Origin of the sequence: Nioella nitratireducens (assembly GCF_001879715.1) — a bacterium.
Classification (GTDB): domain Bacteria; phylum Pseudomonadota; class Alphaproteobacteria; order Rhodobacterales; family Rhodobacteraceae; genus Nioella; species Nioella nitratireducens.
Genome location: NZ_MNBW01000023.1, coordinates 13080 through 24437 on the forward strand (window position 1 = coordinate 13080; position 11358 = coordinate 24437).

Consider the following 11358-nt stretch of genomic DNA (forward strand, 5'->3'; position numbering starts at 1 on the left):
CCCGGCGGTCGGGGGCCGGAAAGGTCAGTCAGCGGACCGGCGGCGCAGGGTCATTGCCCCGACGGTCACCGCGATGATGCCAAGGAAGGCGAGGCTGGTGACGATGGTGCCAAGGCCCAAGCCGCCGTAATCGGACGGCTGCGCAAGGAAATCCCCGAACGAGGCACCGAGGGGCCGGGTGAAGATGTAGCACAGCCAGAACGCCCACAGCCCATCTAGCCCGACGGCGAAGTAGCCCATGGCAAGCGAGGCGATGATCAGCCCGAAGAGCACACCGGTCCCGGCGAAACCGACGCCGAAGGCCTCGGAAATGAGGTCGCCGACGGCGGTGCCGAGCGCGAAGGTAAACAGGATCGCCAGCCAGTAGAAAGCTTCGCGGCGGAAGGTAAAGACCTCGTGGATCGACAGCGTGCGTTCGGAAGTGAACCAGATGGCGAAACTGGCGGCCAGTGCGATGGTGAAGCCGATGGTCGAGGTCAGCAATGGAATGCCAAGCGCGTCGGTCATGTTGTCGGTGATCAGCGTGCCCACAATCGAAATCATGACCACGGCGGTCCAGTAGACCGCCGGGACGTAGCGCTGTTGCCGGAATTGCCACAGCATCGCGGCCACCAGGACCAGTGTCATCAACACGGTGGTCGCTCCAAGGCCGAGGCCCAGATTGACCGCAAGAAAATCGGCCGCTGTTTCGCCCATGGTCACGGCGGTCAGCTTGATGATCCAGAACCCCGGCGTGGCGTCGGGCACCCGGTTGGGCGTTGGGGTTTCGGCGAGCGTGTCGCGCAGGTCGGTAAAAGTTGCATCGGTCATGGGGATCATCCTTGGATCAGCGACAGGCCTTGCGCGGCGAAAGCATCGGCGCGGGCGTCGTCATCTGCCGTGCAGCGCTCAAGCGCGCGAGAGAGAAGGTCGGCCACTTGGGCCGAGGCTGTGCGGGTGGACAGGCTGTCCTGCAACTGGCCCACCAGGTCTTCACAGGGCAGGGCGCGCCCGGACTCGTCGGTTACGGCAATCCCGTTGACGTGCTGAACCGGTCCGTTGGCTGCGGCGGGAACCGGGTGGGCAAGCGCGCCTTGCAGCGCGGCAAGGGTTGCCGCGACGCGGGCAGGATCTGGACGAGGGGCCCGCAGGGCGGAAAAGGCATCATCTGCGGCGCCGTCGACCGCGCCCCACGCGGCCCGGTCCTGCTGGCGCAGCGCGCCGGCGTTCTGGTCCCACAGGGTTTCGAGATCGGTGATCCGCTGCTCGGCTGCTGTCAGGTCGCCTGTGGCGGCAATGGCCTGGGTGTCAGAGACGATCGCGGAGTACGCGGTCACGTCGCCAAGGCCGGGGCTGGCCTGGGCAGAGGCCGCCGGGGCGGGGGGCAGCAGAAAAACCTCGGTCATCGTGAAGCCGGTTGCTGGCAGGGCAATCAGCACCGTCGACAGCAGCAGGTTTCGAAGGGGGGGTGTCATGTCGGGGAACCTCATCAATCGCGGGACGGCACGCGGAAACCGCGTCCTTGCCTGCTGTTTGACGGGATCACCCGAGAATGATCTGACCGCGCCCTTACGGTTTGGTAAGGACGTCGTTTTTTAGGGAAGAGACAGGGTGGTCAGCGATCCGCCTTGGAAAACGGTCGGCGGCGCGGTTTGTGCTGCCGTAGCGGTCAGGTCGCCAAGGAATTGAGCCAGCGGATCGAGCATGTCCGCGGCGGCTGGCCCGATCTGATCCGGCGCATCACGGGGGCCTACCGTCACTACGTAAAGTCGTGCGCCATGGGGGGACAGGAATCGCGTGCGCCAGATTTCGGCCAGCAGCCAGGTCTGCCCCACCTGCCGCTCAACGCTCAGATCGCTCGGCCGACCGTTCCAGAAATGCGGGGCGAGAGGGGCGGTCGGGTCGGTCTCTTGCAAGGCCGCCTCATAGGCCAGCGAAACCAGCCGGGCGGGGCCCGGCACCAGGGCCTGTGTCCAGCCTGCCACCGTCAGCGTGTCGGGCAGCGTGCTTTCGGAAGACACCACAAGCACGGCGTTGACCTCACCGGCCGGCGTGCCAAGCAGCGTTTCGGTCCCTGTCGGCAATCCCTGTTCAAACAGCGCCGAGGGATCGGCAAGTGTCGTATCACGGGCCGGTGCGGGCGGGATTGCATGAGCCTTGTCATAGGTCACGACAGTCCAGCCCGCGATGCCTATGGCGGCCGCGACCACGGTGGCGGCGGCAAGGCGCAGGGGCAAGGGATGGCTGTCATCGGGGTGTTGCGGATGCGAGGCATGCCACCATTCCGCCGCCGTCACCGCGACGGTCAGCCAGAGCCCACCGACCAGCCAGCCATTCAGCACATCGCTGAGGTAATGTTCATTCAGGTAAAGCCGACTGGCCCCGATCAGGACAGCGATCAAGCTGGCCAAGACAATGCCGGTCGCCGCCCGGATACGATGCAAGCGCCACAGAACATAGGCAAAGGTGCCGAAAAACGCGATCGAAATCGCGGCGTGGCCAGAGGGGAAGCTGCCCGAGGTTTCAACGAAATAGGCCAGCTCCGGGCGGGGCCGCGCGAAAATGTGCTTCAACAAACTGACCGAGAGCACATCGCCCCCAACCGCAACCAGCACCGCAAGCGCCAGCCCGATGCGCCGCAGAACCAAGAGCCAGATCAACAGGGCCGCCGCAAGCGCGCCAATGACACGCGGGTCGCCAAGCGCGGTGACAAAGGCCGCGATCCGCAACAGGGTGGGCGACCAAAAGGTATGGATCAACTCGGCCACGCGCGGATCAAGCGACAGGATGGGTGCCGTGAAGACAAATTCCAGAAGTGAATCCACCCAGACGGCGAAAAGGTAGAAAAACACCATCGCCAGCATGGTCAGCGGCAGGCCGAAGAAATGGCTCTTGTCGAAACGTCCCGCGATCCAACGCCCGACCGCCGGGTGCCGGGCACGGACCCTTGCGATTGCAGGCCGTTCGCCCAAGCTGGCCAACAGGCTTTCCAATAGCGACAAGACGAGCGGTAGCAGCCGCAGGAGTCGAAAGATCAACCACCAGACCAGAAACAGGACTGCCGCAACCACAACCACAACCAGCGTAACGCGAGAGGCCATTGGCCCGATTTGCCCCAGCACGCCCCCGATGGCGAGGCCGATGGACAGTTGCACCAGCGCGTAGGGGATGCTGCCGATGATGTTCCACATCAGCACCTTTCGCCGGTCCATTCCCGCCAGCGCGGCGGCCAGCGGGACAAGGCCCGAGACCGGGCCCAGAAACCGTCCCAGCACCAAGGCAAGCCCCCCGCGCTTGGCGAACATGGCCTGCGCGCGATGGAAGGCCTTGGAATTGGTCAGCCGCGAGCCATCCTTGATCCGCGCCCCGGCCAGCCTTCCGACCCAGAAGCTCGCCTCGCACCCAAGGATCGAGCCGATGGCCACGAACCAAACGAGGTCGAAGAAATCCAGAACACCCTGGCCCACCAACAGCCCCCCGGCCTCGACGATCAGCGTGCCGGGGACGACGATCCCGGTCAGGAAAAACGATTCCAGCATCGAACCTGCCCCGATGGCCCAGTAGCCAAGAACACCAAGCGATTGGATCTGCGGCAAAATCTGGTCGAGTCCGAGGGCCATGGGTTACTTTCCGATCAGGCCGCGCGGCCCGCCCGCGATCAGCAGGGTGACATCCGACATCGCGCGGGTTGGCGACAGGCCGGGCGGCAAGGCGATGTAACACGCCCGCCAGTCGGGATGAAACTTCTGCTTGTAGCGGCGCAGCCCAACGAAATTGTAGAACGCCCCGCCGTGCCGGAAGATCAGGGCGCCAAACCGCGTCCACAACCGATCAAGCGAGCGCTCGGACAGGCCCGACAACGGCGCAACGCCAAGGCTGAATTCCTCGACCCCCGTATCGCGGAAGTGCTCGATCAGCGACAGGAACAGGAAATCCATCAGACCCGTGGCATCGTCGGGCAGGTAGCGCATCAGGTCGATGGAAACCCGTTTGCCGGTGCCCGGTGCCATAAGGTTGGCAAAGGCTAGAACACGGTCGCCCCTGCGTATAATGGCAATGGGAAAGCGGTCGAGATAGCTTGCGTCGAACGTCCCTATGGAAAACCCCCGTTCCCGCCCCGATTTGCCGCCAAGCCATGCTTGGGACACGTTGTCCAACTCGTCCAGCAGCGCGGGCGCGTGGGGCGGCTGGAGCATCTCCATCGCCAGGCCCTCGCGCTTGCACTTGTTGAAGGCCGCCCGCATGGATTTGAAGGACGATCCCGAAAGGCTGAAGCGGCGTAGGTCGATCACCGCCTCTTCCCCGATCTTGTGCAGTGACAGGCCCATTTCGACGTAAATTGCCATGTTGTCCTGCCCGACTTCATAGAAGACAGGGCGGCAATTGGCCCGCTCGGCCTGGTCAATGAAGGACCAGCACAGGTCGGCGACCTCGTCCTTCGCGCCGATGGGGTCGCCAAGCGTGACCCATGTCGCCCCGTGAACGCCATACATCACGAATGCATTGCCACGGTCTGAAAACAGGAACCGCTTGTCGCCCGCAAAGGCAAGGCACCCGCGCGGCTCATCTGACTGGCTCACGATCTGGGCCACACGATCCATGATGCCGGGGTCCAGTGGATCGACCGACTTTCGCCGCACCGGACGCGACGCGACGACGACCGAAAAGACAAGCAGAACGGCCGAGGCTGCAAGACCCGCCCGCAAGGCGCGGGGGGTGTTGGCGCCGTGGGAAATCTGGATCCAGAGGTCGTTGGAATAGGGGATTGCGCGGTGCACGAAAAAGAAGAAGGCCGCCGCAGCCAGCGCAACGCCGAAGGTCACCGCGAACCACGAGGGGCTGAACAGCCCATCCGTCAACCGGGCGCTTCGGTAGAAGGCAGCTTTGAACGGAAAGAGCAGCGCGATGCCGGCCAGCAGCACGGCAGCGCTTTCGTAATCCATATCGTTGAGCAGCGAGGCAACGATGCCGCCCACCAGCACCACGATGGTCATCCAGAACGCGCCCGACACCCGGCGCAGCAGCCCGTGCGACAGGATCAGCAGCACCGCACCCGACATGGCCGAGACCAGCGTGCCGCCCTCCAACAGAACGGCGGCGATGAAATCGCCGTCCGCCAAGGCCTCGCCCCGGATCGTGGGCACCATCGAGACCAGCAACAGGTAGGCCCCCAGACCGAACACCGCCATGGCCACCAGCGACGGGGCGACCTCGTTCAAGGCATCGACCGCCGGGCGCATCTGGGTCGAGCCGCGCCCGAACCAGCGAGCCACCGGCCCGCCGAACGCCCGCGCTTCGTTGAACGACACAAGCGCGAAGCCGAGGATGAAGGGCAGAAGGTAATAGATCATCCGGAACAGCAGCAGACCGGCCGCCGCCTCGCCGACCGGCACGCTGGCGGGCAGGGTGCCGATCACCACCGTTTCGAACACCCCGACGCCGCCCGGCACATGGCTGGCCACGCCGACCATCGTGGCAATGGCGTAGATGGCAACAAAGGCAAAGAAGGGTGGCGTGCCCTGCGGCATCAGGATCCAAAGCGTCAGGGCGGCTGCCGCGACATCAATCAGCGTCACCGCCAATTGCCCGCCAAGGCTGGCTGGCGACGGCAGGCGCAGGTCGAATTTCCAAAAGGTCAGGGACCGTCCGCTCCACGAGATCCACGCGATGGCCGCGATGGCCGCGACGGCGATCCCGCCCGCGCCGACGCCCACGGTGGTTGCAGGCAAGGGGAGGAGGTCGCCGACAACGCCCGGATATATGCTGAGCGCGACCAGCCCGATCAGCGACAGGCCCGTGCCGAGCGCCATGGCAATGTAGGTCGAGACGGCGGCGACCTCGAAGGCATTCAGCCCGAAGGCCGAGTAGATCCGGTAGCGCACGGCCCCGCCGGACACGACGCTGATCCCGATGGTGTTGCCGAATGCGTAGCCCAGGAACCCGCCAAGGGCGATCACCCGTGCAGGCAGATTGTGGCCGATGAAGCGCAGCGCGAAAACGTCGTAGCCGATCAGGGCGGTATAGGCGACGGCCGTTGCCAGTATGGCACCCGCCAGCGTCGGCAGCGGCATGCCCTTGACCTGCGCCATCACGTCTGCCGCGTCCACCGGGCGCAACAGGTGATACAGCGCATAGACCCCAAGCCCGAACAGGGCGATGCCGATCAGGATCGGCAGGGCGTGGCGCAGGCCAGAGAATGGTGTGGTCGTCATCATGCGGTCTCGGGTAAGGGCGGGCGCAGGCTGCGCCATTCTGGGCGATCCGCCCCTGTTACGGGGCAAATGTGACAGCTGTAAATCACGCTGTGGCCGTCAGGGCGAGTTGTTACAGAGAAGTAAGAACGACGAAAGGCCCGGGTGAAGTGAGGGCCCCATTTCCTGATGGCAGGCGCATAGGACCTGCTGATGGAAATGAAAAAGGAAACCATATGACCCGTACTGCACTGATCCTGCCCTCTTTGGTTCTGGTTGGTCTTGCCCCTCTGGCCGCGGCCGCCGAAACGATGGACAGCGCGGAAACACAGATGTTTCAGGCTGCCAATCTGAGCCTGCAACAGGCTGGCGACACGGCGCTTTCCGCCCATGCCGGGTCGTTGGCGGCGGTCACCTTCGGCGATGTCGATGGCCGCGCGGTCTACGAGGCGACCGTGCTCGGCGATGACGGCACGCCCTGGACGGTCATGGTGGACGCGTCGACCGGCGAGGTTCTGGCGTCGGGTAGTCACGACATGATGAAGGCCGACCCGGTTGAAGATCGCTCGGGCGATGGCGAAGCAGATGACGATGGCGCGCAGGACGACGACGGCGGCGACCACGGCGACGGCGATGGTGAAATCGCCGACTGATCCGCTCTAACCCCGATAGGGGGATTGCCCTAGATCCCCCTTGCAGCATGCCGCCCGGAACCCCAGATTTTGCCGGGCGGCATGCGATTTACGTTAAGGATACCATTGGGCCATGAACATCTTGCTTGCCGAAGACGACGCCGAGGCCGGGGCCTATATCCGCAAGGGCCTGACCGGCGAAGGCCATGTGGTCGATCACGTCACCGATGGCCGTGACGCGGTTTCGCAAGCCTTGGCGCAGAGCTATGACTTGCTGATCTTGGATCGCATGATGCCGGGTCTGGACGGGCTGTCGGTGCTGAAATCCGTCCGCGCTGCGCGGGTGCAAACGCCGGTGATCCTGCTGACCTCGATGGGCAGCGTCGAGGACCGGGTCGAAGGTCTGCGCGGGGGGGCCGATGACTACATGGTCAAGCCCTTCGCCTTTGTCGAACTGCTGGCGCGCATAGATACCATCGGGCGGCGTCCCAGCCTGCGAAACGAGGTCACGACCCTGACCGCGGGCGATCTTCAGCTTGATCTCTTGTCGCGCAAGGTGACCCGCGGCGGCGACGTGATCGACCTGCAGCCGCGTGAATTCCAGCTCTTGCGCCATTTCATGGAACGCCCGGGCCGGGTTCAGACCCGCACCATTTTGCTAGAGGCCGTCTGGGGCCTGCATTTCGACCCCAAGACCAGCGTGGTCGAAACCCATATCAGCCGTTTGCGCAACAAGATCGACAAACCCTTTGGCCGCCAGACCCTCGTGACCATGCACGGCGTCGGCTACGTGTTTCAGCCATGAATGTGAACGCCTCTTGGTCGATGCGGTTCGCGCTGGCGCTGAGCGCGGTCTTCGCCATAGGCGCCCTTGCGGCCGGTGGCATTTCATACACCCTGCAAACACGCGATCTTTCCGCCCGCCTGCAAACCGATGTTCAGGCCCTGGCCGAAAGCATTGCCTTGGTCGCCGACAGCAACGATCCGGCGGATCTGGCCGAGCAGATCAATGCGCAGGTGCAGGCGACGGGCGATCTTTCGGTCCTTGTGGCTTGGGTGAATTCCCAGACTGGCGACGTCACCGGGAATTTCGACCCGTCTGTTGCTTTCCTCGGGGCCCGGCAATTGGTTCCGGGCCGTGACCTGACCCTGCCTGGCCAGCAGGGACTCGAGGCACCAGATGCCTATGCGGCCTACGGGATTCAGACACCGCTTGGGCCCGTTTATGCCGCGCGCGATACGGCATGGATCACCGAGAGCGGCGAGATCCTGATCCAGACGATGATCTGGGGCCTGGGCGCGGCGCTGCTGCTGTCAATCGGGCTGGCAGTCGTGATCGCCCGCCGGAACGAGGCGCGCATCACCGCGATGGAAACGGTCTTGGATCGGGTCGGCAGCGGGCATTTCGAAGCCCGGATCGAGGATCATGCGGGGGACGATCTGGGCCGCCTTGCCGCCGGAATGAACACGACCTTTGACCGCTTGCAGGCGGGGGTGGAGGCGATCCGGCAGGTTTCGACCGATATTGCCCACGATCTGCGCGCGCCATTGATGCGGCTGCGGATGAGGATCGAACCCTTTGCCATCGACCCCGATATCCCAACCCCGCTGCGGCAGGCCAGTGGCACGATGCTGGAAGAGATTGATACGCTGGCCGGGTCGTTCGAAGCGATCCTGCGCCTGTCGCGGTTGCAGTCGGGCAGCGTGGCGCTGGACCCCGCCCCGGTCGACCTTGGTCAACTGGCCGCCGATGTCTACGAGTTCATGTGCCCGGTGGCCGAGGATAATGGGCAAGACCTGCGCCTGCTGCGGCCCGATGGGCCCAAGGTGGTCGAGGCCGACCGCGAGCTTTTGCTTCAGGCCCTGGTAAACCTCGTCGAGAACGCCATTTTGCATTGTCCAGCCCCGGCGACGATCGAGATCGGCGTCGGAACCCTGCACGGCAGACCGGTGTTTTGGGTTGCGGATGACGGTGCCGGGATCGCCCCCGAAGATCGAGGCCGCGTCACCGAGCGTTTTGTCCGGCTGGACAAGAGCCGGACCATGCCGGGAAGCGGTTTGGGGCTAAGCCTTGTTTCTGCCATCGCGCGGCTGCATGGCGGTCATCTCGACCTCAGCGGCAACGATCCCGGCCTGCGCGCGACGGTCGTCCTGTAGGGCTGGCGCGGGCGTCAATATCCGCGCCAGATCCAGCCGCCGCCGAAAATACGGCTGCTGTCGGGGTCGTAAAAGACACAGGCCTGACCGGGGCTGACGCCCTCTTCCGGCTCGATCAGTTCGACCTCGGCCTCGGTTTCGGACAGCGGTCGAAGGATCGCCTCGCGCGGGGGGCGGGTCGAGCGGATCTTGACCTCAAGCGGCCATTCCTTGCGCGAGGTGAAGGGCTCATCGCCGAGCCAGTTGATCTCGCGCACCGGCACGATCCGGGTCGACAGAGCCTCTTTCGGGCCGACCACAACGTGCCGGCGGTCGGGGTCGAGCTTTACCACGTAGAGCGGATCGGTCAGCCCACCGATGCCAAGCCCGCGCCGCTGACCGATCGTGTAGTGAATAACCCCCCGATGCTCGCCCAGAACTGTCCCGTCCATATCGACGATGTCGCCGGGGTCGGCCGCGCCGGGGCGCAGCTTTTCGATCACCGCGGCATAATTCCCGTCCGGAACGAAACAGATATCCTGGCTGTCGGGCTTGTCGGCGACAGGAAGGCCGTATTTCGCCGCGAGCTTGCGCGTTTCGTCTTTGGACGGAAGATGCCCCAGTGGGAAACGCAGATAGTCCAGTTGGTCCTGGGTGGTCGAAAACAGGAAATAGCTTTGATCGCGGCTGGAATCGGCGGCGCAATGCAACTCGGCTCCGTTCGGCCCGATCATCCGTTGGATATAATGCCCGGTGGCCATGCAATCCGCATCAAGGTCTTTTGCAGTTTCCAGCAAATCCTTGAATTTCACCCGCTCGTTGCAGCGAATGCAGGGCACCGGCGTGGCGCCGCCCAGATAGCTCTCGGCGAATTCGTCGATCACCGCGTCTTTGAAGATATTTTCGTAATCCAGCACGTAGTGTGGAAAGCCCATTTCCTCTGCCACCCGGCGTGCGTCGTGAATGTCACGACCGGCGCAGCAGGCGCCCGTCTTGGCCAGAGCCGCCCCGTGATCATAAAGTTGCAGGGTGACCCCCACCACATCATAGCCTTGTTCGGCCAGTAGCGCGGCAACAACCGAACTGTCCACGCCGCCCGACATCGCCACGACGACACGGGTCTCGGACGGGGGTTTGGCGAATCCGAGCGAATTCAGGGGATGCGGGTCGAGGGGCATGTCAGTCTCCGGGAGGTTCGCGCGCAATATAGGAAAATGCGTCCTATCCTCAAGGGCGGCGCTTACCGCCCGTTAAGCCTTTTGCGGTTATCTGCCTCGCATCCCCGAGAGGCAAGAGGAGCGCCATGTATATCAGACGTGTCAAAGGGCCTGTGTCCGTCACCCTTCCCGACGGCAGTCAGATGACCCGCGCAGACTTGCCTAGTCCGGACACCACCAGATGGGTTGCCCGCCGCAAGGCCTGCGTGGTTCGGGCCGTCGCTTCGGGGCTGATCGAGCGCGACGAAGCCTGCAAAACATGGGGCCTGTCAGAAGAAGAGCTGGAAAGCTGGATGCGCATGGCGTTTGATTACGGCGAAAGGGCACTCAAGGCCACAGCGCTTCAGAGATTTCGGGAATGAGCTAACATTTTGGTTGAAAAGGAAATCGTTTTCGAAAACTATCTAAAAAGATAACTTGAAATTAATAAACTGCGGTCAGTTTGGTGATCAGTGAGAGAGAATCGGAGAAAGCGTGATGCGTGTGCTGTTGGTTGAAGACGATCCTACCACGTCGAAGAGCATCGAGATGATGTTGAGTCACGCCAACTTCAACGTCTACTCGACAGACTTGGGGGAAGAGGGAATCGACCTCGCCAAACTCTATGATTACGACCTTATCCTGCTGGATCTTAATCTGCCCGACATGACGGGACATGATGTGTTGCGCCAATTGCGTCTGGCCCGCGTCGAAACGCCGATCCTGATCCTGTCGGGGGCCGACGACACGGAAAGCAAGATCAAGGGATTTGGATTCGGCGCCGATGACTACCTGACCAAACCCTTTCATCGCGATGAACTGGTCGCCCGTATTCACGCAATCATCCGCCGGTCCAAGGGGCATTCCCAATCGGTCATCCGCACTGGCCGGATCAATGTCAATCTCGATGCCAAGACCGTCGATGTCGAGGGGCGCTCGGTGCATCTGACCGGCAAGGAATACCAGATGTTGGAACTTCTCTCGCTGCGCAAGGGCACCACGCTGACGAAGGAGATGTTTCTCAACCACCTCTATGGCGGCATGGATGAACCGGAATTGAAGATCATCGACGTGTTCATCTGCAAACTGCGCAAGAAGCTGTCCGAAGCGACCGGTGGCGACAACCATATCGAGACGATCTGGGGGCGGGGCTATGTGCTGCGCGATCCGATCGAAAACAGTGACGGCCAGGGTTTCGCGGCCAGCGCCTGATTGCTTCCCGAC

At 63.3% G+C, this 11358-nt stretch carries 10 protein-coding genes; 5 read left to right on the forward strand and 5 right to left on the reverse strand.

Annotated features, from left to right (window positions below):
- Nucleotides 1-24: 24 nt before the first annotated feature.
- From BKY27_RS17085 to mprF, 4 genes are all read right to left on the reverse strand, one after another.
- Nucleotides 25-810 (reverse strand): COG4705 family protein, encoded by a 786-nt coding sequence (locus tag BKY27_RS17085; RefSeq protein WP_071675702.1) that lies wholly within the window; start codon nucleotides 808-810, stop codon nucleotides 25-27.
- Nucleotides 811-815: 5 nt separating this feature from the next.
- Nucleotides 816-1454, reverse strand: a complete 639-nt coding sequence (locus tag BKY27_RS17090; protein ID WP_146636284.1) for a hypothetical protein — start codon at nucleotides 1452-1454, stop codon at nucleotides 816-818.
- A 120-nt stretch (nucleotides 1455-1574) separates the two neighbouring features.
- Entirely contained in the window at nucleotides 1575-3599 is a 2025-nt protein-coding gene (locus BKY27_RS17095; protein WP_071675704.1) for a bifunctional DedA family/phosphatase PAP2 family protein, read from the reverse strand.
- Nucleotides 3600-3602: 3 nt separating this feature from the next.
- On the reverse strand, nucleotides 3603-6194 hold the full coding sequence (gene mprF / locus BKY27_RS17100; RefSeq protein WP_146636285.1) for a bifunctional lysylphosphatidylglycerol flippase/synthetase MprF: 2592 nt from the start codon (nucleotides 6192-6194) through the stop codon (nucleotides 3603-3605).
- A 212-nt stretch (nucleotides 6195-6406) separates the two neighbouring features.
- Between mprF and BKY27_RS17105 the strand changes: the two genes are divergently transcribed.
- The 3 genes from BKY27_RS17105 (at nucleotide 6407) to BKY27_RS17115 (ending at nucleotide 8959) form a co-directional block, all read left to right on the forward strand.
- Nucleotides 6407-6823: a PepSY domain-containing protein gene (locus BKY27_RS17105; RefSeq protein ID WP_071675705.1), complete on the forward strand. Its 417-nt coding sequence runs from the start codon at nucleotides 6407-6409 to the stop codon at nucleotides 6821-6823.
- A 112-nt stretch (nucleotides 6824-6935) separates the two neighbouring features.
- Nucleotides 6936-7607: a response regulator transcription factor gene (locus tag BKY27_RS17110; protein ID WP_071675706.1), complete on the forward strand. Its 672-nt coding sequence runs from the start codon at nucleotides 6936-6938 to the stop codon at nucleotides 7605-7607.
- Nucleotides 7604-8959, forward strand: a complete 1356-nt coding sequence (locus BKY27_RS17115; RefSeq protein WP_071675707.1) for a sensor histidine kinase — start codon at nucleotides 7604-7606, stop codon at nucleotides 8957-8959. Before BKY27_RS17110 ends, BKY27_RS17115 begins: the two co-directional genes overlap by 4 nt.
- A 14-nt stretch (nucleotides 8960-8973) precedes the next feature.
- Here BKY27_RS17115 and mnmA read toward each other — a convergent pair whose 3' ends face one another.
- Nucleotides 8974-10116 carry a tRNA 2-thiouridine(34) synthase MnmA gene (gene mnmA, locus BKY27_RS17120; protein ID WP_071675708.1) on the reverse strand — a complete coding sequence of 381 codons (1143 nt, stop codon included), beginning with the start codon at nucleotides 10114-10116 and terminating at the stop codon, nucleotides 8974-8976.
- Nucleotides 10117-10241: 125 nt separating this feature from the next.
- Between mnmA and sciP the strand changes: the two genes are divergently transcribed.
- Nucleotides 10242-10517 carry a CtrA inhibitor SciP gene (sciP, locus tag BKY27_RS17125; RefSeq protein ID WP_071675709.1) on the forward strand — a complete coding sequence of 92 codons (276 nt, stop codon included), beginning with the start codon at nucleotides 10242-10244 and terminating at the stop codon, nucleotides 10515-10517.
- A 115-nt stretch (nucleotides 10518-10632) separates the two neighbouring features.
- Nucleotides 10633-11346: a response regulator transcription factor CtrA gene (gene ctrA / locus BKY27_RS17130; RefSeq protein ID WP_071675710.1), complete on the forward strand. Its 714-nt coding sequence runs from the start codon at nucleotides 10633-10635 to the stop codon at nucleotides 11344-11346.
- Nucleotides 11347-11358: the final 12 nt, after the last annotated feature.